This window comes from Leptospira koniambonensis (genome assembly GCF_004769555.1).
Classification (GTDB): Bacteria; Spirochaetota; Leptospiria; order Leptospirales; family Leptospiraceae; genus Leptospira_B; species Leptospira_B koniambonensis.
This window is the reverse complement of sequence record NZ_RQFY01000004.1, coordinates 1,706,170-1,727,839: the sequence shown is the minus strand read 5'-3', so window position 1 is coordinate 1,727,839 and position 21,670 is coordinate 1,706,170. Positions and strand designations below refer to the sequence as shown.

General features: G+C 38.5%; 24 protein-coding genes. 10 read left to right on the top strand and 14 right to left on the bottom strand.

The window, feature by feature from the left end:
• Positions 1-96: 96 nt before the first annotated feature.
• The 3 genes from EHQ52_RS12160 to EHQ52_RS12150 are packed head-to-tail and all read left to right on the top strand — an operon-like array spanning position 97 to position 2,827.
• Entirely contained in the window at positions 97-987 is an 891-nt protein-coding gene (locus EHQ52_RS12160; RefSeq protein WP_135615409.1) for a patatin-like phospholipase family protein, read from the top strand.
• Entirely contained in the window at positions 984-1,343 is a 360-nt protein-coding gene (locus EHQ52_RS12155; protein WP_135615408.1) for a hypothetical protein, read from the top strand. Before EHQ52_RS12160 ends, EHQ52_RS12155 begins: the two co-directional genes overlap by 4 nt.
• A 50-nt stretch (positions 1,344-1,393) precedes the next feature.
• Complete coding sequence (locus EHQ52_RS12150) at positions 1,394-2,827, top strand: OmpP1/FadL family transporter (RefSeq protein WP_135615407.1); 1,434 nt, start codon at positions 1,394-1,396, stop codon at positions 2,825-2,827.
• Positions 2,828-2,883: 56 nt separating this feature from the next.
• On the opposite strand, the gene EHQ52_RS12145 is transcribed toward EHQ52_RS12150, so the two are convergent.
• From EHQ52_RS12145 to EHQ52_RS12110, 8 genes are all read right to left on the bottom strand, one after another.
• Positions 2,884-3,741 carry an SGNH/GDSL hydrolase family protein gene (locus tag EHQ52_RS12145; RefSeq protein WP_135615406.1) on the bottom strand — a complete coding sequence of 286 codons (858 nt, stop codon included), beginning with the start codon at positions 3,739-3,741 and terminating at the stop codon, positions 2,884-2,886.
• 114 nt (positions 3,742-3,855) lie between these two features.
• A complete protein-coding gene (locus EHQ52_RS12140; RefSeq protein ID WP_135615405.1) occupies positions 3,856-4,383 on the bottom strand; it encodes a hypothetical protein in 528 nt (175 codons plus the stop codon).
• Positions 4,384-4,407: 24 nt separating this feature from the next.
• Positions 4,408-5,733 (bottom strand): N-acetylmuramoyl-L-alanine amidase, encoded by a 1,326-nt coding sequence (locus EHQ52_RS12135; RefSeq protein WP_425269395.1) that lies wholly within the window; start codon positions 5,731-5,733, stop codon positions 4,408-4,410.
• Between the two features lie 128 nt (positions 5,734-5,861).
• On the bottom strand, positions 5,862-6,617 hold the full coding sequence (locus EHQ52_RS12130) for a hypothetical protein (protein WP_135615403.1): 756 nt from the start codon (positions 6,615-6,617) through the stop codon (positions 5,862-5,864).
• A 54-nt stretch (positions 6,618-6,671) separates the two neighbouring features.
• On the bottom strand, positions 6,672-7,358 hold the full coding sequence (locus EHQ52_RS12125) for an O-methyltransferase (RefSeq protein WP_135615402.1): 687 nt from the start codon (positions 7,356-7,358) through the stop codon (positions 6,672-6,674).
• A 1-nt stretch (position 7,359) separates the two neighbouring features.
• Positions 7,360-8,190, bottom strand: coding sequence for an MBL fold metallo-hydrolase (locus tag EHQ52_RS12120; RefSeq protein WP_135615401.1), 831 nt, complete (start codon positions 8,188-8,190; stop codon positions 7,360-7,362).
• Entirely contained in the window at positions 8,190-9,623 is a 1,434-nt protein-coding gene (locus EHQ52_RS12115) for a M16 family metallopeptidase (protein ID WP_135615400.1), read from the bottom strand. Before EHQ52_RS12115 ends, EHQ52_RS12120 begins: the two co-directional genes overlap by 1 nt.
• The gene (locus tag EHQ52_RS12110; protein WP_135615399.1) at positions 9,620-11,197 is read right to left on the bottom strand and encodes a M16 family metallopeptidase; all 1,578 of its coding nucleotides are present in this window, start codon (positions 11,195-11,197) and stop codon (positions 9,620-9,622) included. Before EHQ52_RS12110 ends, EHQ52_RS12115 begins: the two co-directional genes overlap by 4 nt.
• Positions 11,198-11,304: 107 nt before the next feature.
• Here EHQ52_RS12110 and EHQ52_RS12105 point away from each other — a divergent pair, with 107 nt between their 5' ends.
• Together EHQ52_RS12105 and EHQ52_RS12100 are read left to right on the top strand one after the other, a co-directional pair.
• Complete coding sequence (locus tag EHQ52_RS12105) at positions 11,305-11,913, top strand: hypothetical protein (RefSeq protein WP_135615398.1); 609 nt, start codon at positions 11,305-11,307, stop codon at positions 11,911-11,913.
• Between the two features lie 16 nt (positions 11,914-11,929).
• Positions 11,930-12,346, top strand: coding sequence for a lipoprotein (locus tag EHQ52_RS12100; RefSeq protein WP_135615397.1), 417 nt, complete (start codon positions 11,930-11,932; stop codon positions 12,344-12,346).
• A gap of 92 nt (positions 12,347-12,438) precedes the next feature.
• On the opposite strand, the gene mpl17 is transcribed toward EHQ52_RS12100, so the two are convergent.
• The 6 genes from mpl17 to EHQ52_RS12070 all read right to left on the bottom strand — a co-directional run bounded on the left by mpl17 (position 12,439) and on the right by EHQ52_RS12070 (position 17,955).
• A complete protein-coding gene (gene mpl17 / locus EHQ52_RS12095; protein WP_135615396.1) occupies positions 12,439-12,834 on the bottom strand; it encodes a cell surface protein MPL17 in 396 nt (131 codons plus the stop codon).
• 37 nt (positions 12,835-12,871) lie between these two features.
• Positions 12,872-13,366 (bottom strand): YajQ family cyclic di-GMP-binding protein, encoded by a 495-nt coding sequence (locus tag EHQ52_RS12090; protein ID WP_100724112.1) that lies wholly within the window; start codon positions 13,364-13,366, stop codon positions 12,872-12,874.
• Position 13,367: 1 nt separating this feature from the next.
• Complete coding sequence (alaS, locus tag EHQ52_RS12085) at positions 13,368-16,127, bottom strand: alanine--tRNA ligase (RefSeq protein WP_135615395.1); 2,760 nt, start codon at positions 16,125-16,127, stop codon at positions 13,368-13,370.
• An 83-nt stretch (positions 16,128-16,210) separates the two neighbouring features.
• Positions 16,211-16,609 carry a 30S ribosomal protein S9 gene (gene rpsI / locus EHQ52_RS12080; protein WP_086448385.1) on the bottom strand — a complete coding sequence of 133 codons (399 nt, stop codon included), beginning with the start codon at positions 16,607-16,609 and terminating at the stop codon, positions 16,211-16,213.
• 13 nt (positions 16,610-16,622) lie between these two features.
• Positions 16,623-17,072 carry a 50S ribosomal protein L13 gene (rplM, locus tag EHQ52_RS12075; protein WP_135615394.1) on the bottom strand — a complete coding sequence of 150 codons (450 nt, stop codon included), beginning with the start codon at positions 17,070-17,072 and terminating at the stop codon, positions 16,623-16,625.
• A 67-nt stretch (positions 17,073-17,139) separates the two neighbouring features.
• Positions 17,140-17,955, bottom strand: coding sequence for an LA_0442/LA_0875 N-terminal domain-containing protein (locus tag EHQ52_RS12070; RefSeq protein ID WP_135615393.1), 816 nt, complete (start codon positions 17,953-17,955; stop codon positions 17,140-17,142).
• Positions 17,956-18,045: 90 nt separating this feature from the next.
• On the opposite strand from EHQ52_RS12070, the gene EHQ52_RS12065 reads away from it, so the two are divergent.
• The 5 genes from EHQ52_RS12065 to EHQ52_RS12045 all read left to right on the top strand — a co-directional run bounded on the left by EHQ52_RS12065 (position 18,046) and on the right by EHQ52_RS12045 (position 21,655).
• A complete protein-coding gene (locus EHQ52_RS12065; RefSeq protein WP_135615392.1) occupies positions 18,046-18,732 on the top strand; it encodes a hypothetical protein in 687 nt (228 codons plus the stop codon).
• A gap of 119 nt (positions 18,733-18,851) precedes the next feature.
• The gene (locus tag EHQ52_RS12060) at positions 18,852-19,481 is read left to right on the top strand and encodes a hypothetical protein (protein WP_135615391.1); all 630 of its coding nucleotides are present in this window, start codon (positions 18,852-18,854) and stop codon (positions 19,479-19,481) included.
• 69 nt (positions 19,482-19,550) lie between these two features.
• Positions 19,551-20,186, top strand: coding sequence for a hypothetical protein (locus EHQ52_RS12055; RefSeq protein ID WP_135615390.1), 636 nt, complete (start codon positions 19,551-19,553; stop codon positions 20,184-20,186).
• Positions 20,187-20,340: 154 nt separating this feature from the next.
• Positions 20,341-20,919, top strand: coding sequence for a hypothetical protein (locus EHQ52_RS12050; RefSeq protein WP_244244850.1), 579 nt, complete (start codon positions 20,341-20,343; stop codon positions 20,917-20,919).
• 97 nt (positions 20,920-21,016) lie between these two features.
• Positions 21,017-21,655: a hypothetical protein gene (locus tag EHQ52_RS12045; RefSeq protein ID WP_135615388.1), complete on the top strand. Its 639-nt coding sequence runs from the start codon at positions 21,017-21,019 to the stop codon at positions 21,653-21,655.
• Positions 21,656-21,670: the final 15 nt, after the last annotated feature.

The window sequence follows — 21,670 nt, the reverse complement described above, 5'->3', positions numbered from 1 at the left end:
TTCTTGAATTTGCAACATTTTCAGAAGAGATGATCTCTTATCTTTTATAAATGGAAATGAAGGATAAATTTCCGAATTTCCTTTAAAGGAGAAATCATGGAACTTCCTAAAGCAAGAAAAAGAAAGCGAGCATTATTGGTAGAAGGAGGAGGGATGAAAGGAGCGTTTGCCGGAGGAGTATTACATTCTTTGAATTGTATTCTACCTGCCAAAAATTTCGATTTAGTCTTGGCGGTCTCCTCGGGAGCTTGTTGCGCGGCATATTACGCGACCACCCCGGATCCTGAACCTGTTTCAGGAGATCACACTCTTTCTATTTGGAAATACGAACTAGCAGGGAAAAAATTAATATCAATCTTTCACCCTCTTTTTGGTAAACCATTTTTGGATCAGAAATATTTAATAGATTATCTATTTAGAAAAAAATACAGGATCTTAACGGAAAATTTAGGTAAAAGAGGATTACCCGAACTAAGAATTGCAGTCAGCAATCTCCACTCCAGATCAGTAGAATATAGAAAAGCTACAAAAGAAAATCTTTTTGATCTATTAAAGGCAGCTACATCTCTCCCTATTGCGACCAAGGGAAAATATAAGGTAGAAGGTGAATATTTATCCGATGCGGCTATTCTGAATCCTTTGCCATTACAAGATCTCATTCAAGCAGGATATAAGGATATAACTGTAGTGTTAAATTCTCCCATCCAACATTCTTCTCCTCCACTTACTCCTATAAGTAGATTTTTATCTTTTCCTCTAGATCGAAAATTATCCAAGATCATGAAATTTTCTCATCATACAAATTATAATACGGCAAGAGAGATCGCTTCTAATCCTCCAAAAGGAGTCCGTATTTATACAATCGCACCTGAATCAAAACTTCCAGTCGGTCTGATCACCACTAAACAATCCAGACTAGAAGAAACAGTCGAACTAGGAAAAGAAATCGGAAGAAAGGCCGCAAAATTTTTAAAACGAAAACTATGAAAACGATTTCCTTCCCCTCTCTAAAACCTGCACTCGATCGGATCAATTACGAATTGATAATGGACTTCGAAGAACATCATCCCAGAGTGTATATCCATTTAGAATGGAATTCTCAAGAATATAAAAAAGAACCGCGTTACGAATTCCCAGAGGGGGGACTTCTTTTTATCAATGTTCCAACTTGGGAGTGGATGGATTTTATAGATGGGATCCAGCCGCCAGAGATGGAAGTCCGAGACTTCCGGATCGAATTTATCTGTTTTCCGGAAGATAGAAGAAAAACAGAAACCGCATCCAGGTTCTCCATCCGCTATCCTGCATATCCTGAACCCATGGTTTATCTCACCAGATTCTAAAAATTGACTTGGATCAATGCAAAGTTTGGGATATTTTGCATAATTTGAGAATGAATCTCGGAATTAATATCAGAGGTAGTTTTGGACCTATCCGACGTAAAAGAGACCCTGCCCCCTATTTAGCGATTCTCCTACTCTTCTTCTCATCAATTTGCTCTTCTGTTTACGGATTCCAGGGGATCATGCCCACTTCATTCGGCGCAAGGCAAGCTGGGATGGGAGGCGCATTTCAGGCTGTTGGTGGATCCGTCATGGACTTGGAATCAAATCCATCTCATTTAGCGAGACTCACTACTCCTAAATGGGAATTCGGAACTTCTGTTCATTTTGCAAAAATAGAATATTCAGATTCTTTTATGGACCAGGACCCCAACCTCTCTTACCAAAATAGGATCGTGGAAACTCCAAGGGCGGTTTTTCCTTATATAGGCTATATACAACCAGTCACGGATCGTCTCGGGATCGGGTTTGCATTGTATACACAAGGTGGAGGTGGAGGTTCCTTTTCGAATATAAATCGGATCTCTCCAGGCAAACAAACTTTGAATGATACATTAGGTGCTAATGTTCCATTCGGAACGGAGAGAAAAGTCCAAGAAGATCTTAAATTTAAATTTATGCTTACTAAGTTAACTATAGGTGCCGGATATAAATTCGGAAATCTATCCGTGGGCTTAGGACTTGATCTTGCATATGCATTCATGGAAATGAAGAAGACAAACTTGGATCTTAGCAGGACAGTCGAACTGCCAGGCAGCCTCGCGTATAATTGCGATCCCGCCTACTCCTACGGAGGAAAATTAGGATTTTCTTATGAAGTCTCCTCGAATGTTCGAGTAGCATACTCTTATACACTTCGAAACGTTTTACATATGGACGGACAGATGAAAGTAGAAGGAGAAGATCCAATCGTCAAAAATGAATCTCGAGTGTCCAGATATATGGTTTGGCCGGATCGACATATTTTCGGGATCTCTTATAGGAATAATTCCTGGATCTTTGATTTTGATATTAAGTTTATTCCTTGGTCCCAAAATTTTCGCACAAATCGATTCATATTAGATCAACCATTAGTAACCACTCCGGTCGGACTCGAATCAAATGTAATGCAGATGAATTTCAGATGGAAAGATCAATATTGTTTCGCTATAGGCGCTGAATACGAATGGAAATACGGATTTAGATTCAGAGCAGGATACAGTTATGCTAAAACACCTACGACTCCCCAGGGATTAAATCCAATGCTTGGAACCACAAACGAACACCATCTAGCTGGAGGTTTAGGATATTATACTACGAGCGGTTCCGCGCTTCATTTAGCAATCGAATATGCATTTCCAAAATCAATGAAAGGAAGTGAGTCCTCAGACTGGGCTCTTGCACATTCTATCTTTTCCGCGAGAGAGATACAACTTGCTCAATTCCAATTCAATAAATCTGTTTCAGTATTAAGCCTAAGTTTCGGTATTGAAAAAAATATTTAAAGAAGAAAGGTCAAAAGACCCTTCTATCCGAATAACTAAAAAAAGGAATATCCAATCTATTTTTCAGATGATTCCGTTAATTCCTTTTGGATCATTCCAAGCAGGATTTTACCCGCCTTCTCATTTATATGAATATCATCTGTCAAAAAAGTCCGACCAGCCTGTTCCGAAATTTGATCCCAGGATTGGAACAGGCCGAAATGTTTATAAACTGTCCAATACAATCTAGGAGTATTTTTGGCGTATATCTTTTCTGGATGATTCGGTTCCTTTTGTAATTCTGTCACCAAAGATTCGTTAAATGGTAGATAAGAAACCCCAGAATCTTTTGCTATCTTACGAATGATTTCGGAATAAGCAATGGATTGTTTCAAAGGAGCACTATCTAAAGCCTCTCCTAAAACAGGAATGGAAATCAGGTGGACTTTAAAATGTGTCTCTGACTTAAGACTATTAACAATCTCTCTTAGGTTCTTTTCGTAAGTCGAGATATTAGGAACTTCCGGAAGTTTCCAAAGTTTATTATAACTTTTATATTCTTCTTCGTTCAATGCTGCCTTAGCATCATTGGTTCCTATCAGAATAAAAATATGCTCTGGAGATAAACGAACTGCGTCAGGAATTTTTTCCAAGATCTGGTAAGTGAGTCTACTATTGATCCCTTCGTTCACGAATGTAAATTTTTCTAAGGAAGGATTCTCGGACAAGGTACGAACATAATCGAAACTCACAGTTCCATGGGTGATGCTGTCTCCCAAGAACAATACGAATTTTTTGGAAGATTTATCTTCAGAACGTAAAAAAGAATCTAGATTATTTTTCGGAACCTTATACGCTGAGGAACTTGTATAAATAGCCGAAGCGATAAAACAAATTATAAAGAGGGCAAGGACCGAATATAAAAACCGTTTCATACGAACCAAAAGACAATAGGACAGGCTCGGTTTGTATAGCAAAATTTTCTACTCGCTCCAAACTTCTATGATTCAAATGCTCCAGACAACATACGTATATCTACTGGCGCTCTTCTATTTCCTTGATTCCGTAGAGATCATGCTTTCCGAATCCAGATTGAATTTTATTTTTGAATCTGCAGTATAGATAATAATATTAGGAATTTCTGAAATAAAACCGGTATCCCCCGTAATCATAAACCGAGCGAGTTCGGTGGATTTTTTGGGATCAATCTGAAACAGTTCTGCATCAGATTTTTTGTCTTCACTTAAAGAAACTTCATATTTTACTTTTTTATCCCCCATGTCCACGATTCTAAATTCGCAAAGCATGGCTCGCTTAATCGAATCTCCATCGTAAGCGCTTGAAGGTTGGTCAGAACAACCTGGGTTTTCACTTGAGTAAATTTGAAGCTCGTATTTTTTCGAACTACTTAGAATAGATCGTTCCAATTTTCGACTTAATGGTTTGCTGGGCTCTGCAATTTCATTTGTCTCAACCTTTGGTTTAGGAGAACAAGATATTATCGAACATAGTAAGAATATGAAAAGTAGGGTTGTTTTCCTGAAATCGACGGATAAATTATGAGTAAAAAAATTCATTCTGTAGTTGTCTCCTCTTTAAAATTATTCATCCCTAACAACTCTGAAGTAATTCCCTTCCTTCAAGTTCTCATAACGCGCCCAATCTATCTTCTTCCCCTTTGGGATATAAGGTAGATCTGCAGATTTAATTTTGATACCATGAAATAAGGAATAAACCCCAACTGCCAAACTGATCGCAGTGTCCTTTCTTCTTTGGGTCAGGATTTTCATATCCTTCTCCTTATCAATATAACCAATCTCTAAATAAGCGGAGATTGCATTGATAAATGTAGGAAGACTATAAGTAGAGATATAAGGTTTATTGATTGGCCCAGGGTTGGATAATTCTTCTTCTGAATTAGGTATAGTCCTAAGACCATATTGCAAAAATCTCATTAGCTCTGTTGCAGCGTAATGATTATCTCCACCGAACCCTTCTGCACCGTCTTCTCTTCTCCAAAGTTCAGGTTCTGCCCTTTCTCTATCCCAGAATTTTCCTTTTGCAGAATATTCTGAATGTTTTTTTGCATAAGGTCCTGGACCGTCTAACACCGCTTTATCGATCCAGCCGGAAGGATCTGCGTATTTCCAAGTCACCATATTTTGGCGATATCCTTCGAAATTGGATAGGTCAGTTTTTTTTCCTGATTTGTTCGGCCAGTAACCATTAAAATAGATCCAAGCATCTGCAACTGCGTTTTCCAAACGGGACCATTCCATTTTGAAACGCATCCATTCGCTCCAAGGTCCATCTTCAAAAGATTTAGAAGATTTTCCTTCTGAGATTTTTCGTAAATTATAGAAGGTTCTATAAGAAGGAGAAAGAACCGCAGCCATTCCGCCTGGATGTCCTTTCCAACTTGGATTCAAATGCAAAGACAAAACTAAATAAGGACGAGCAGCGTTGATCCTGGAAATTCTTCCAGGCTTAAGCTTACCGGATTTTTTATCCGGATAATCATATAATCTATAAAAAGCATTTGGGTCAGAAGAAAGATCGGCTCCTTCTTCCTTTGCTGTTTCTTCTCTTGTTAGATCTGAATCTATTCTGATCCAAGGAAGAGTATCATTTGTGAATTTTTTTGCATGAGATCTGAATATTTCGAATCCTTCCTGAGTTTTGGTAAGATCCAAAATTTCTTTTACTTCTTTCGCAAGTGCTAATACTACTTCGCTTTCTCTTCTGGATTTTGTTTGAGCTCCCGCTTTATAAGGTTCCAGATATTTATTGGAGATTGGATCGTATTTATCTCCATGTTCTTCCTTAGGTTTTAGATCCAACCCTCCATGGCCTGGATCTATAACTATATTATAGGTTCTTTTCGGGGTTGTTTCTTGAGAAGAAACTGAAAATGAAAAATTGAGAATTAGAAGTATGAGTAAAATTTTTCGTATCACGTATGGAAATTTATTTCTCCGGGGATATCAGGCAAAGACTGCTATCCCCTCGTGATACGTCAAGGAAGGAATCCGAATGTTTTCAGATCCGAGATCTTTTAAAGTTTAGATTCTGCGTACACCATATTGCGGTTATCGCTCAAATCTATTTTGTATTTCTCTCTGACATTCTTACTTTCCTCTTCAGTTTTCAATTTGCTGAGGATAGAAATTCCATATTCTTTCGCGATCCTAAGATGCATGAGACTATCCTTAAATCTGGAGTCCCTTCTCATCTTCTCCGCTTGGATGAATTGGTAGTAAGCGATTTGAAGTTTATGCTGGTTATTAGAAACTTCTCTCCCAGCATATCCCTTTGCAGCAGCACCTGGTCCGGACTTTTGTTCGATAGAAACAATTGCATCCGCACATTCTCCCAATAACTGATCCACTTTTTGGTTATATAGATCGGAGAATTTTCCGTATAGTTTGTTTGTCTCGTCTTCCGTTTCTTTCATCTTGCGGCCAGCGACAACATATTTACGCATTAAAGAATATCGATATGCTTCGTTGTATTTTTTCCAGATGCTGTCGAAGTCTTGTTGAGAGTTCTGGACCTGAGATCCGAAATTTTTTACAACCACTTCTAAAGCACCTAGATCATTTTTGATCTTATTCTGAGTGGAATCCAAAGTCCTGGCAAAATGGAATTCCTCCAAATAATCTCCCTGGTATTTAGGATCTTCAGCCGCATTGGCTAAGGCAGAACCCTTACCGTCATTACTTGTAGGTTTATTTTGTGCAGATACGCCGTACGAAATTAGAAAGAATGCCGCAAGAACCGCGACGATCCGAGGGAAAGAAATTTTTGTCATGTGATCGACCCTTCGCGGTAATATAACACAACGCTTAAGAAGCAAACAAGCTTTTTATTGCTTAAAATCGAAACATAATATTCCGTCACCAACAGGGAATAAGGTGTATTCTATCTTAGAATTTTTGATTAGGGACCATAATTTGCGGACTGCTTGGTCAGAAGGGGCTTGGTTTTCAGGGTCAGCAATCCTCCCATGCCAAAGGACATTATCATAGATCACTCTTAGATTTCTGCTCTTACCTTTTTCCAGGATCATTTCTAAAATTTCTGGATAACGGATCTTATCACAATCTACAAACATCAGTTCTTTTTGTTCGGAAGAAGAAGGCCCTAAAAATTCTTTTGCGATCTCAGAACAGTCAGCGTTCGTAAATTCTACCCTATTTGAGTTAGGCTCCAATTTGGCAAAAAATCCTTTCGCAACCTGGATGAAGTCTGCTTCTCTATCCACAGTTTGGATCTTTGTGTTTTTTCGAACTGCAGAGATAAGCCAGAATAAAGAAATTCCGTAACCTGTTCCCAATTCCAAAACCATATCCGGATCCCAGGAAGAAGCTAAAAAAGCAAGCACTGCTCCTGAGGCTGGTGTTAACACAGGAAATCTATCTTGAGAAGCTTTCTTTTCTAACTCTTCGAGCCAATCATAGGGACGTTTTACTAATTCGGAATGGATCCAATCTTCTAATCCTTCCTTATAAATAGAAGTCCCATATTTTTGTTTTGGATTTTGAGAAGCCATATTATTCAGGAAGGAAAAGATGGATCCTACCTCTTTCAGAAGGAGGAATTCTTTTAGTTAATACTTTTCGAATATATGCAGGAGGATAACGTTTTGAAAAATGGATCAGAACTATTTTTTCATTTTTGAAAGAAGAAATATGATGCAAGATCTCATCCAAATGGATATGCCCCCATTCTCTTGCATTTTCTACGTTCCTTTCGTGGTCTATATAAGTACATTCCAAAAATAGAATTTCAGACTCTGCTACATCCTTATGGGTAAGCACATATTCTATTTTTGTATCTCCGGAAAAACTAACCAAAGGTTTAGAATGATATTCATTCAGGTCAATTCCCTCTTGTTTCTTTTTTAAAAGTTCTTCCGTATTCAATCCTGAAAATTCAGGTCTTAACTTCTTCTTTCTTTCATAGATAGTGTAACCTTGAGAGTCCACTCTATGGAATGTTTTCCACACTTTAAAAAAATGATTTGGGTCTATTTGTATCTCTTCTCCCTCTTCTACGGATTGCATTTCGTAGGAGTAAGGAAAATCTTCTATCTTGGAATAGAGAGATAAAATCTCTCTCATAGGGGCTTCTAAAGTTTTAGGAAGATAAATTTTAGGAGGTCCTAATTTACGCAAGGATCTTTGAGAAATATAATAAGGAATTCCTGCAGAATGATCTAAATGTGCATGGGTCAATAATAATCTATCTATATTGATCCTATCCGGATTTTGGTGTCCTATATCGAACATCAAACTCAAACGAGGCATTACAATGGAGGTACGAATTCCTCCCTCAGAAATTCCTTCGAATAAATATCCTCTATGTTCGAACTTACAATCCATTATGGGATCGGATCTTCCGGACCAATTATTTTTTGTCCAGGCAGGTCAGAAGAGACCGAAAATTTTGGTCCAGAGATCACTGCTGTTAGTTTATCTCTTCTAAAATATATTTTACCAACTCTTCTCAAATCTTCAAGAGAAACATTCTGGATTTTATCTCTATAATTTTTAAGATAATCCTTTGGCATTTTATGTTCTCTGAATCGAACTTCGTTACGTAAAATTTCTACAGAATCAGTGAATAAGAAGATAAACTTGTTTAGAATAGCTTCCTTTGCATTTTTTAATTCTTCTTCGCTTATATTAGAGAAGGTAGAATCTCCCAAAATTTCTCCCATTAGATTATAAACTTCCATAGTGCTTTGGGATTTTGTCTGAGTGAAAAAGTAAATTACAGAATGATCTTTTTCAAACACTGGATGACTGGAAGAAGAGTAAGCAAGTCCCTTATCCGAACGTATCTTACTCATGAAGTAGGAAGTAAAACCACCGCCTCCAACAAGATAATTCAAAACTTGGACTGCATAAAAATCTTTATCATTATGAGCAGGTCCCACTCCCAAAAACAGAACTACGTTTTGGGTGTTCGCCTTATCTATGATCAGGTTTTTGATCTCTTTCTGTTTTAGATTTTTATTTAATTCTTCCGGACTGGAACCTTGGGATTCCATAACTGGAGTTCCCGAAAATCCTGGCAGAATATCTCCTAAAAATTGAGGGATCTCTTCCTGGTTCCATTTACCGCCTACAAGTATGGAACGTCTGGAACTCAATAATTGGTTTTTATAATATTCTTCCAGGTCTTCTTCTTTTAATTGTTCCAGTACAGATAAAGAAAGTGCCTTTCCTTTTACTTTTCCTTGGTATACAAGTTCGTTTGCCTTTCTAAAAGCGAGGCCTACAATATTATCATTTCTTCTTTTGATCTGTTCACTTAATTGTAATCTTGCGATCTCGAATGCTTCTTTTCCGAAGATTGGTTGTTTCAGAAATTCCGAGATCAAAGCCTTTGATTCTTGATCATATCTGGAAAGCCAAGAGAATGTAAGGGTCACAGTGTCCAGATCGGAATCCACTCTTAGTTTGGAACCGTAGGATTCCCAGATTTCTGCAAAACTTTCTCCCGGGTGAGAGGTTGTGCCTCCCTTCTTCCAAGCCTCCGGAAAAATTTCCACTAGTTCAAAAGAGGTTTTAGTTTGGAAAGAAGGTCCCGAGTAAAATGTAATCTCCAAAGTTTTGATCGGAAACTCGGAGTTTTCTAAATATAAAATCCGAGTATTCGGATCCTTACCTATTTCCTTAATTTCAGGAAAATGGAATTCTAAAGCAGGGATCTTTACGTCCTTTACAAAATCTCCCGGAGCGGCCGTTAAGCCCGCAAAAGAAAGTAAAAATACAAAGCAGGAGATAGTTAATTTTTTTATAATATTCATTTTTTCTCTCCATCAGAGTTGATCAGATCACCTACAGTCAGGTTGCGAGGAGTGAAATATTTTTGGGCCACTCTCATAATATCATCCGGAGTGACTCTATCTAAACGTGCATAATCATCGAAAATTTCTGTCCAATCTCCGGCTACTAATTCATAATAAGTAAGAACGTCCGCAAGTTTAGAATTGCTGTTTAATCCTCTGATATAATCAGCAACGATCTGATTTTTAATCTTTGCTAATTCTTCGTTAGTAACTGCTTCTTTTTTGAGGGTTTCAATTTCTTCCAGGATTGAAGATTCTATCTTATCCGGATCAGCACCTCTTACATTGGTTACATAGACCGCAAATAGATTCGCGTATCTTTCTCCAGGCTCCCCAGTCCAGCAGGCAACTCTTTGCGCAAGTTTATCTCTAAGCACCAGTCTCTTATACAATCTTCCAGTCTCACCTTGAGATAAAATTGCATCTATCAATTCCAAAACTGGTTTATCAGGATGAGGAGAAGCTGGAGTGAGCCAGCCCATTACTTTCATCGGACCAGAAGAATGTTTTACACTCACCCTTCTTGTCTCATGATCAAAACTTTCAGTCTCATGAGAAAGTTTAGGAGAAGGTCCATCCGGAATATCTTCAAAATATTTTCGGACTAATTTTTCAGTCTGATCGAAATCTAGATCTCCTACGATCCCGATCGCCATTTTATGAGGTCTATAATTCTTTTTAAAAAATTCTTCTGTTTTATCTATATCTAAAAAAGGAAGATTGGATTCGTAACCGATCACAGGCATTCCATAAGAATGTTTAGGAAAAGCAGCTCCTAAAAACTTTTCTCTTAAGATCCCCATTCCTTGGTTTTCCACTCTCATCCTGCGTTCTTCCAGGACCACATCTCTTTCTGTATAATATTCTCTTAATATAGGATCTTTTAATCTATCAGATTCTAATTTTGCCCAGATCTCTAATCGATTCGCAGGAAGAAGGATCTGATAATTCGTAACATCATTTGTAGTATATGCGTTAAAGCCGGTTCCGCCATTTTTCTCGTAAATATAAGAGTCTTCGTTGGAAACCACAAACTTACGATGGAGCTCCAACAGGTTTTTAAATCTGATCTCTAAGATATTTTTATCTTTAATGAGTTTTTCAGGAACAGGCTCACCCTTAGCTGCCAATTCTCTTTCTTGTATACGATAAGAATCTAAACGTTTTCCCCAAACGCGGATCTGGTCCAAATATACTTTTTCTTTTTTGGCATCAGTAACTCCAATATTCTTCGTGCCTTTAAAAAGCATATGCTCTAAAAGATGGGCAGTGCCTGCGATCTCAGGAGTTTCGTCAGCTGCTCCTACCAAAAATTTGGTATAAACTGCAACAGTAGGAGAATCAGCTCTTTTCATCATGAGGAGTCTAATCCCATTTTTCAATGTTACCTTCTTCACTCTGGATTCCAAAGTAGTTCGGATCTCAGAGAAGATATCTTCGTTAGCCGAGGCTTCGAAGTTTATAAAAATGAAAAAAGTGAAAAACAAAAAGCTGAAACGAGAAATGACGGACTTGGAAAGATATTCCCACATAACCAACAAGATTTCCCCTAAAAGTTATGTTGTCCAGAAGATACCGGGAAAAAATCCCGCTGGTTTTTGTAGAGGGGAGCTTTAAACTAGGAACTATGTTGCGGGTTTTGTCGGTCTTATTCCTGACATTTTTTTTAGGGTATTGCGAACCTGCAGATCCCGAATACAGAAGGAAAGTTTGGGATAATCTAAGCGACTCAGGTTTTATCTCTCATGATTATTTCCAAGTAGTGGTAACTGTTCCAGTCCCTAATCAGGAAAAACCTTTATTAACATTGAGAGAAGATTGTAAGGCAAGAGCGATCCGTAAAAGAGATGAGATATCGGTAAACTTGCTGATAGCTCAGGTCTCAGAAGAAAGAAAAACTTGGATCGGGGTCGGGGTCAATTCTACTGTTCCTAAATATGAACCACTTCCTGGACCGCCCCAAGCCGTTCGGACCAAGTCAAATTCTCCAATGGGTGCCGCTTCAATCGCCACACAAATCGTGCAAGCCCCAGTAGAGGATGATTCTCCGGAAGAAAAAAAAGAAAAGAAGAAGACGGAAATCGTAAATGCTGATTATTTAACCTACCGAGCTTCTTTCGCTTGGCTTTTGGATAAACTGTTCTTATACAGAGAAGATTATAGCGACCCTAAGAGCTGCGTATTTGTTTTTAGGGTTGTGGATGCGGATTTACTTAAGCGAACCTTAGAATCTAAAATAATTCCATAACAAAGGAATCCGATCTATGTATAAAACGATTTTTGCGATACTAATCGTTTCTCTAATTTCCGTATGTAAAACACCTCAAACGGAAGAACCTAAAAAAGAAACTCCTAAGAATGTGGTCGAAGAATCCGCTCCGACTGAAGACGACCAATTCGTAAAAGCAACTGAAGGTTTTATCAGCTCTTCTACTTATCAAGTTGTTGTATCTTCCTTGGATGGAAATGAAGGTGAGGCATTGGACCTTGCTAAAAAAAGAGCCTTAAATCTTTTTATAGCGGAGAAGGGAGACTCATTTCGCCCCACAGACCGCAAATTCCTGAAAGAGTTAGTAGATTCAAAAGGGAAATTCGTAAAAGTTTCTAAACCGATTAACGGAAAGACATATTATTTATTCCATGTGTCTCAACCGGATCTGAAGATAGAAATTAAAAAGTAACTTGAAATGTGATCTAGGAACTCCTATAAACAAAGTTCGTATAAAAAAAGCGGCCAAGATGCCGCTTTTTCTTTTTAATCAAGTCTATTCGATTATTGAATAATTTCTTTTTGTAATATCTTTCCGGGGATACAGATATTTCTATTATAGTCGCAGTAGAAAATTTTAGCGTGAATTTCTAATTCGCCTTTTCCTTCTAATTTTACCTGCATAGGATCTACTGATTCAAAATATTCTTTTTTGCGGGTAGAAGTTTTACCTTTAAGTTTTAGATCTGCAGAAACTACTTTCAATCCAGAGCCAGCATTGAGTAAAATCCTATGGGGAGCTTCCTTTTGGACCCCGAAATTTTCAGGATACACAACTTTCAAAAGATACGTAGAAGGAGATGATTTTTCTATCTTGAACTTGATTGGACTTTCTTCTTCGGCTGAAAGTCCTGAGATCATAAAAAGTGAAATAATTGCGAGAAATGTAAAACGTTTCATACGTAAATTAGACCCTATCCTTTCCGAAAGGTTTTGATTAACCCTTAAAATTTTGAAATTGAACATCAAAAGGAAGGTCAGCAGATTTTAAAAGTCTCATGATCTCCTGAAGATCATCCTTCTTCTTTCCTTGGATACGAACACAATTTCCCATAATAGTTGGGATCACTTTCAGTTTAGAATCTTTTACGATCTTAGTGATTTCTTTAGTCTGTTCTTTTTCAAGACCATTACGGATTTTCACTTTCATCCTGACAGTATTACCTGTAGCAGGTTCCAATTTGGATTTGAAATCAAATGACTTAAGACCAAGTCCTCTTTTAGCCATTTTGTTGATCAAAACATCGATAACACTTTCCAACTTAGCTTCGTTATCAGAGATGAGAGTCAGATTCTCTTCTTCCAGTTTGATCTCTGACTTAGAACCTTTAAAGTCGAATCTGTTTTTGATCTCCGCGATCGCTTGGGTAACTGCGTTTTGTAATTCAGGTCTATCTATTTCGGAAACAACATCGAATGATGGATCGCTCATTTTATTTTCCCCCGTTCAAGCTGAAACTTGCCTTTTCTAATGCGGATCGGACTGCTTCTTCTACTTTCGAAACTTCCTTTCCTCCACCTTGGGCCATGTCCGGTTTTCCGCCGCCCTTTCCGCCTAAAATTTCACAGGCAGTTTTTACGAGATCACCACAATGGATCTTTCCAACCAAAGAAGAAGAGCAAGTGATTACTATACTCGCATCTTCTGTGTTTTTGCTAGCAAGAATAGCTACTATTTCTTTTTCTCTAACTTTGATATTATCAGAAAGTCCTTTTAATGCTTTTGCATCCTTGGATTCAAAGATCGCAGAAACAATTTTAACGGACCCGATCATTTTAGAATTTTCGAATACTTTCGCAATCACTTCTGGATTATTCTCAAAGTCTCTGGATTCTCTGTTCTTTTTCTCTTTTAAGAACTTAGATTGTGTTTCTTCTAATTCAACAGATAGTTTTTCAGAAAGGTCTCTGAGAGAAACTACTGCTTCTGCGCCCTTAGATTCGAATAGAGATCTGATCTCGTCCGGCCCAGGGATAATAGTTTTAATAGAAAGAGAAGCTCCTTCTGCACCTAAATCATCTTTGATCTTAAGATTTAGATTTTGGACTGCTTCTGTTAATTCTGCAAATCTGTTTTGGAAAGTTTCTAGAACCAGTGGGCCTGCCACTGCTTCTATCCTTCTGTTTCCAGCACCTGGGCTGGATTCCTTTTTAATGAAGAAGTATCCGATATCTCCAGTATTACTCACGTGGGTTCCACCACAGAACTCCAAGGAGCGATCTCCCATTTGAAGAACTCTTACACTATCTCCGTATTTTTCGTCGAATGCAGCGACCGCTCCGGTTTTCTTAGCTTCTTCGATCGGTAGAACTTTTGTATCAACTGGAATATGACGACCTATACTTTCGTTTACCCAAGATTCTATATTACGAATTTCTTCTGCACTTAAAGGACTTGGATGAGAGAAATCGAAGCGCAAATATTCAGGAGAAACGATGGATCCTTTTTGAAGAACATGATTTCCAAGAAGATTTCTGAGAGCGCCGTTAAGCAAATGAGTTCCAGAGTGATGGAATTTGAGTCTTTCTCTTCTTTCCTTTTCTACTTCAAGTTTTGCTTTGTCTCCGTTAGAAAAACTTCCAGAAAGAACAGTTCCAATATGAAGAATGATATCATTTTCTTTTTGGGTATCTAAAACCTTAAAGACCGATTGTCCTGTTCGGATGAATCCAATATCTCCAACCTGTCCCCCGCCTTCTGGGTAGAATGGACTAGAAGAAAATACTAATACTCCAGACTCACCTTCTTTAAGTGCGGAAGCTTGTTTATTATCTGAGAATATAAATTTAAGATCTGACTCTGCTTCTAAGGCATCGTAACCTAAAAATTGGGTCTTATCAGTTTTGATCCCAGTGAATAAGGAAACCTTGTTTGCCTTCCAAGTTTCACGAGAAGATTGTCTATCCTTCTCTAATTCTTCTTCGAAACCTTTTCTATCAAAGGAAAGTCCATGCTCTGCAACGATCTCTTCTGTCATCTCCGCCGGGAAACCGTAAGTTCCGTACAGCAAGAAACTATCTTTTCCGGAGAATGTGTTGGAACCTTCAGATTTAGTTTTGGAAACCAGAACTTCTATTTTCTCCAAACCAATCTCTAAGGTTTTAAGGAATAATTCTTCTTCTGCAAGAAGTGTTCTTTCTACAGAGGAAATATGTTTTTCAAGATCAGGATATCTTTCTTTATAAATATTACATACTGATTTTGCTAGTTTGTACAAGAAAGGTTCTCTTAAATCCAATTTTCTAGCGAATAATACTGCTCTACGGATCAAACGACGGATAACATATCCCCTTCCGGTTCTGTCGGGATAGATACCATCGGATACTGTAAATAATACAGAACGAATATGGTCAGTGATCACTCTGAAAGGAACTTTTGTAGATTCGTTATAGGTTTTGCCTGAGATTTTTTCTACTTCTGAAATAATCCCGCGAAGTTCATCAGTGTCATAAACTGAATCAACTCCTTGCAGAAGTAGAGCAACTCTTTCTAATCCAGAACCTGTATCGATACCTGTTTGTTTAAGAGGATGAAGATTTCCTTCTGTATCTTGGTTGAATTGGTTAAATACTATATTCCAAAATTCTAAAAAACGATCGCAGTCGCAGCCTGGCTTACACTCGTATTTTACTCCGCAATCCGGGAGAGCCTTCTCAGGTCCCCTATCCAAGTATAATTCCGAACAAGGTCCACAAGCACCGCTATCACCTGCTGGTCCCCAGAAATTATCTTTTTTGCCTAAACGAGTAATCCTATCTTGAGGAATACCTTTTGAGATCCAGATCTTCTCCGCTTCATCATCATTTTCGAATACAGTGATCCAAAGTTTTTCTTTAGGAAATCCAAGATGATTTACCGAACAATCTAGTGCATATTCGATAGCTTCTTCTTTAAAATAATCTCCGAAGCTGAAGTTTCCAAGCATTTCGAAAAATGTACAATGCCTTTCTGTTTTACCAACATTCTCTAAGTCAGTGGTTCTCAAACATTTTTGAGCAGAAGTTGCTCTTGTATAAGGGAGTTCTACTGCACCTGTGAATAAAGGTTTGAATTGTACCATTCCCGCAGTAGTAAATAGAAGTGTAGGATCTCCCGCAGGTAATAGAGAGGAAGAAGGAACTATTGTATGGCCCTTCTCCTTAAAATAATCTAAAAAGATTTTACGGACTTCGGAAACTTTTTTAAAATTCATGATACCCCTTAAAACAGAAAATGCCCGAGGTCTTGCTGGCAAGAACTTCAGGCATTCTCAAAAATAGATCTAAAAAGCGTAGATTAACGTTTAGAGAACTGAGTTCCTCTACGTGCTTTATGTAGACCGTATTTTTTACGCTCCACCATACGTGGGTCACGAGTCAGAAGGCCTTCTTTTTTAACAGTAGCTCTGAACTCGGGATTATAACGGCAGATCACTCTTGCAAGTGCGTGGCGGATCGCTCCGACTTGTCCGATGATCCCTCCTCCGGAAACATTTACCTTAAGATCAAACTTTTCGGCAACGTTCATCAGAGTTAAAGCAGTGATAGCTTCTTTAATATTAGAACGGCTGTTTTGAAGATAATCTTTGTAATCTCTATCATTGATTACAATTTTACCAGAACCTTCTTTTAATTTTACGCGGGCGATTGCGTTCTTACGACGACCTACTGCCCAGATTTCCTTGGCGCTTGCCATATTCTAATATCTCCTAGAGTTCCAGTTTGATCGGCTTTTGAGCGCCGAGATTATGCTCGGTTCCTGGGAAAATTCTGAAATGAGTTAACATTTCAGCACCGAGTTTACTTTTAGGAAGCATACCTTTAACTGCTTCATACAGGATTTTTTCAGGTTGTTTTACTCTCATATTTTGGAGAGTAGTAGCTGTCATACCACCTGGATAACGAGAGTGATGGAAATATTCTTTTTGAGTTTCTTTACTTCCAGTCACTGCTACCTTAGCAGCATTGATAACAATGATATTATCTCCACAATCAACGTTTGGAGTAAAAGTAGGCTTATGTTTACCGCGGAGTCTAGTTGCTATCTCCGAAGCGAGACGACCTAAGGTTTTTCCTTCAGCGTCGACTACGAACCAAGCTTTATTAGCTTGTTCCTTTTTTAAGGAAGGAGTTCTATGCGGTTTAGATACGATTGGCATGGGTATGTCCTGTATTGGCCAATTTCGCGTACCGGCCTAAGGGGTCAAGGAATTACGAACAAAATTCCTAGAAACCGAGGCTAAAACTTGCTTCTGCGCCCCAGCCCACTCTTCCAGCGGACCAATCTGGCTTAGGAACCACTGTCCAAGCTACTGGATTGGCAGAAGTCCCCTGCTCCCAAGATTTTCCGAGGAAATACGTTCTGACCAATTGAGCCAGATATACTCCACCCAATATATACACGGATGTATTATATGATTGGACGGAACTTTCGTAATCTGCTCTTGCACTAGGAACTACGGTAAGAAGGTAGAAGTTTGCAATTCCGCCGCCATAGATCAAAGCTCCAGTAGTGCTGCTCTTGGAAACTGCATCGTCATATTTACTTTTTGCAGATTCTGCTTCGGATCTTGAGACGCCCGCATATGCCAAGCTCGCTAAGAAGGCTCCACCTGTAATCTTTGCTTCCAGTTTATTATCAGTATACCATTGTCCCCAGCCGGGCAGAATTGCGGAACGCCATACAGCACTCCACCTGCTTCTGTTTGGTTCTGTAGATGTTGGCGGTGGAACAATCTGGATAGGCTCCTCAACGACTTGAGGATTTTCCTGAACCTTCTTCTCTTCTTCCTTACGGATGCGGTTTTCTTCTTCTTTTGAGATGTCTTTATAAATAATTTTTAATATATCTCTTTTGTTGATGGTCTGTTTGCCGGTCTCGGATTGAACAACGATCGTCTTTTCATTCTGGCCCACAACATTACCGATCACCTTTCCCCCTTTGCGAAGAAGGATAGTCTGATCGGCAAATAATAAGCTTGGAGTTAAAACCATTGCCAATAGGAAAAAAATTATAGAACGGACTTTAAGTTTTAGACGCATCTTGGCAGAAGTAAAAACTTTCAGACAATTTAGTCAAGTGTAATGAGAAATTCCTTGAACTTTGTATAGTCCTCTAGGGAGAGTTGTATTATGCGAAGTCGCAGTTTAATCCTTATTAGTTTTTTGTGTTCTATTCTATATTACAATTGTTTGGGCGATAAGACCTGCTCTGACGAGGATAAGAGCTGCAGCGTCCAGGCAGCAATATCATCCTTTCTTAGCGTGCCAGACGGCGTTTATATCTACTCCACTATCACAAAATACCAAGGAAATTTAGCGTCTTACGGTTCCACTCTGGATGAAAGTACTCAGAATATATGTAAGAACGAAAAACTATTTTCTTCACTTATCAATCAGTACTGTCCTGAAGTTAGAGCGATTATTCCGACTCCCTTAGCTCCTCTTTATAATTTCGAAACTGTCTACGGATTAAAATCCACTTCCTTTCCGGTTTTCGGTCCCACTGGAATTACAATCATAGATGGTTGGAGCAATATGGTCAGTGGAGAAGCTGTTCTTAATATATCTTTAGCCGCAGCCGGACTCGGAACCGAAAAGTTTTGGTCATTTTCAGATACGACTGGGAATGTTATCACAGACACTTGTAACAATGGAACAGATACAACGGGTACATATTCAGGTGCTTTAGGATACACAACTAGTACCGATTCAGATTGGCTGAATTTAGGCGGAGACGACATAGATTCATGCGATGTATCTTATAGGGTACTTTGCGTTTGTTTTACTCCGGATACTTCTCTAATTATTCCGCCATAATTGTTACAGCATAGCCAAGCTTGTAAATTACTTCTTGCCAAACAGATACGTTTCGTTTTTAATCAGGCGGTGAAATTTTTTGCATTTTCCTACCAATAAAGAAGCTTACGTTGATTGTTATGCGAACTACCACCTTTTTTATTCTTTTTAGTTTTTTATCCTTTGGATGTATAACGGATAAAACATGTTCCGATCACGATAAAACTTGTAACATAAGTGAACTTCTAATTTCCTCTGCAATTGATCCCGGGGGAATTTATCTCTATTCTACCCAACAGTATTACCAAGGAAATTTGGCTGCTTATGGATCGAATCTACAGTCTAGCCTGACGAATATTTGTTATGAAGCAAGATTTTTTGCGCAAACGATTTCCAACTGCTCCAATGTTCTTCCTTTTGCTTCCAGCGATACCACTTCCATCTCCGCATATGAAACAGATTTCTCCCTGAATGGAGCTTTACCGGTAAGAGGTGCTAGAGGTGAGCTGCTCTTTGATACATGGACTGATGTATTTGTTGAAAATCCGAAGCTTACGATGAGTGCTGCAGGAGTGATATCGGAAAAATTTTGGACATTCACTATAAGTGGGGGATTGTACCAACCCTCAACAAGCTGTACCAATGGGGTCAATTCTGATAACGGCGATCTTGGAAGCACAGGGGATCCGAATAGTACAGCTCTTATCTGGTACGGTGCCACTAACGATGCATGCAATAATTACAGAAAGGTACTTTGTATCTGTTATTAAGGCTTTTCCATTTAATCATTTCTTTCGGAAATTTCTTGTATAAAAAATAAAGTAGATACGAATACAGATATGAAATCGATTGTCTCTCTTCTTCTTTTGGCATTTTTTTCATTAAGTGCATGTGCCAAAGAAAGCACATGTTCTAAAGAAGATAGATCCTGCAGCGTTACCGAAATTTTATATTCATTTATCGCTCCTCCCCCTGGGATTTATATTTATTCTTCATTAAATTCCTACCAAGGTGATTTTGCGAAATACGGATCTAGTTTATTCGATGGCCTCATGAATCTTTGTGTAAAGGATCGCCTGCTTGCACCGATCATCTCTTCTTGCGGAAATATTCTTCCGGGAGTTTCGAGTGATCTAATGTCTATCGATCAATATCCCGCAAATTTTCCAGCTTTCGACGGAGACAATCTTACAATTCGAGGTTCGAAAGGAAATACAGTTTCTCGAAGTTTTAACTGGCTGATAGCAATAGGACCTGATGTTACTTCCTTAAGTAATTCTGAAATCATAAATGAGGAATTCTGGACTTTTACCTCTGCCGGCGGAGGTTATTCGGGGAGTTGTATCGATGGTCTTTCTAAAGCAGTTGGCGATACCGGGGAAGTTGGAAATCCTACCACTCAAAGTAATATTTGGTTAGGTGCTAATATCGCGACTTGCGAACAATATAGAAAAATTCTATGTTTCTGCTATTAAATCCTAACTAGGCTTATTCTTACATAAAGAATGTTTATATAGGAAATTTTCCTAGGAAATTTCTTGCAAAACTAAACCGTTTGGTTTTAATCATGCGGTGAAATTTTTTATTCAGATATCCTTCTTCTTTTTTATTCTTTCCACAAACGCTTGCATGAGTTCAAAAGTTTGTTCTGATAATGACAAAAATTGCAGCATCCAAGAACAGATATACTCTATAATTTCCGCTCCTCAAGGGATATATTTATACACAACTCAAACTAGCTACCAAGGAAATTTGGCAGCATACGGATCTACTCTTGATGATAGTCTTCATAATATCTGCACTACAAATCGAATATTTGCATCCATGATAAATACAAGTTGTTCAAATGTTCTTCCAGTAGTTTCGACTTCTACGAGTCCCATGTATAATTTTGGCACGCTCTATAGTATTCCGGATAATACTAGCTATCCAGTAAGAGGATCAAAAGGAGGTATCATTGCGAACTCTTGGACAAATATGTTTCCTTCTCTGCTTATGACCTTAGAACAAGCAGGAGTCACATCCCAAACATTTTGGACATTTGCCAATACAGGAGGGACTTATAATTCTGCTGACAATTGTATAGACGGAACAATTGTCGGGGCCGCTGGTGCAATTGGATCTCCTACAGACAATTCTACAAACTGGCTCTTATCTGGGGCACCTGGATGCACAGAATCTCATCCAATCATCTGCCTTTGTTATTAATAACCACTAAGGGCTAGTCCTTATTAAAAGATATGATAGGCCAGGTGAAGATATAAATTCTTGTATATAAACTGAGTCCATTCTAACTTAGTTTGGAATGTTACGTTATATTTATATTCTTCCGATTTTATTTTTAAACATATTCTACGGAGCTTGTATTTCCGACAAATCCTGCTCTGACAAAGATAGAAGCTGTAACGTAATAGAGAATATACTCTATCTTCTTCCGGTACCCCAAGGGATCTATTTTTATTCCACCGCATTGAGTTACCAAGGAAACTTAGCGGTCTATGGCTCAAGTTTAGATGAGAGTCTCCTTAATATCTGCACTAATAACCGCTTATTTGCCACGACTATTAATACAACTTGTTCCAATATTCTGCCTTTTGTTTCCACTCCTACGAATGGCATCCCAAGTTTTCCGGGACTCTTCGGTGTTCCCGATAATACAAGCTATCCGATTCGAGGAGCCAGAGGAGACATTATCTCAAACACTTGGGGAAATATGTTTACCTCAATACAAATAAGCCTCCAGCAAGCCGGAGTTATATCCCAAGCCTATTGGACATTTGCGGGTGCAGGAGGGGGTTATAATAATACCTATAATTGCACAGACGGAACAGACACGGGAGCCACAGGTGCGATAGGATCTCCTGTGTTAACTGCAACGAGTTGGCTCTATGAAACTTCAGCTGCTTGTTCTGAATCTCATCCGATCATCTGTCTTTGTTATTAGTAGTGATTACGGGTT

Coding starts and splice junctions, on each gene's coding strand:
- EHQ52_RS12160 (WP_135615409.1), top strand. CDS start 97: ATGGAACTTCCTAAAGCAAGAAAAAGAAAGCGAGCATTATTGGTAGAA.
- EHQ52_RS12155 (WP_135615408.1), top strand. CDS start 984: ATGAAAACGATTTCCTTCCCCTCTCTAAAACCTGCACTCGATCGGATC.
- EHQ52_RS12150 (WP_135615407.1), top strand. CDS start 1,394: ATGAATCTCGGAATTAATATCAGAGGTAGTTTTGGACCTATCCGACGT.
- EHQ52_RS12145 (WP_135615406.1), bottom strand. CDS start 3,741: ATGAAACGGTTTTTATATTCGGTCCTTGCCCTCTTTATAATTTGTTTT.
- EHQ52_RS12140 (WP_135615405.1), bottom strand. CDS start 4,383: ATGAATTTTTTTACTCATAATTTATCCGTCGATTTCAGGAAAACAACC.
- EHQ52_RS12130 (WP_135615403.1), bottom strand. CDS start 6,617: ATGACAAAAATTTCTTTCCCTCGGATCGTCGCGGTTCTTGCGGCATTC.
- EHQ52_RS12125 (WP_135615402.1), bottom strand. CDS start 7,358: ATGGCTTCTCAAAATCCAAAACAAAAATATGGGACTTCTATTTATAAG.
- EHQ52_RS12120 (WP_135615401.1), bottom strand. CDS start 8,190: ATGGATTGTAAGTTCGAACATAGAGGATATTTATTCGAAGGAATTTCT.
- EHQ52_RS12115 (WP_135615400.1), bottom strand. CDS start 9,623: ATGAATATTATAAAAAAATTAACTATCTCCTGCTTTGTATTTTTACTT.
- EHQ52_RS12110 (WP_135615399.1), bottom strand. CDS start 11,197: ATGTGGGAATATCTTTCCAAGTCCGTCATTTCTCGTTTCAGCTTTTTG.
- EHQ52_RS12100 (WP_135615397.1), top strand. CDS start 11,930: ATGTATAAAACGATTTTTGCGATACTAATCGTTTCTCTAATTTCCGTA.
- mpl17 (WP_135615396.1), bottom strand. CDS start 12,834: ATGAAACGTTTTACATTTCTCGCAATTATTTCACTTTTTATGATCTCA.
- EHQ52_RS12090 (WP_100724112.1), bottom strand. CDS start 13,366: ATGAGCGATCCATCATTCGATGTTGTTTCCGAAATAGATAGACCTGAA.
- alaS (WP_135615395.1), bottom strand. CDS start 16,127: ATGAATTTTAAAAAAGTTTCCGAAGTCCGTAAAATCTTTTTAGATTAT.
- rpsI (WP_086448385.1), bottom strand. CDS start 16,609: ATGGCAAGCGCCAAGGAAATCTGGGCAGTAGGTCGTCGTAAGAACGCA.
- rplM (WP_135615394.1), bottom strand. CDS start 17,072: ATGCCAATCGTATCTAAACCGCATAGAACTCCTTCCTTAAAAAAGGAA.
- EHQ52_RS12070 (WP_135615393.1), bottom strand. CDS start 17,955: ATGCGTCTAAAACTTAAAGTCCGTTCTATAATTTTTTTCCTATTGGCA.
- EHQ52_RS12065 (WP_135615392.1), top strand. CDS start 18,046: ATGCGAAGTCGCAGTTTAATCCTTATTAGTTTTTTGTGTTCTATTCTA.
- EHQ52_RS12060 (WP_135615391.1), top strand. CDS start 18,852: ATGCGAACTACCACCTTTTTTATTCTTTTTAGTTTTTTATCCTTTGGA.
- EHQ52_RS12055 (WP_135615390.1), top strand. CDS start 19,551: ATGAAATCGATTGTCTCTCTTCTTCTTTTGGCATTTTTTTCATTAAGT.
- EHQ52_RS12050 (WP_244244850.1), top strand. CDS start 20,341: ATGAGTTCAAAAGTTTGTTCTGATAATGACAAAAATTGCAGCATCCAA.
- EHQ52_RS12045 (WP_135615388.1), top strand. CDS start 21,017: ATGTTACGTTATATTTATATTCTTCCGATTTTATTTTTAAACATATTC.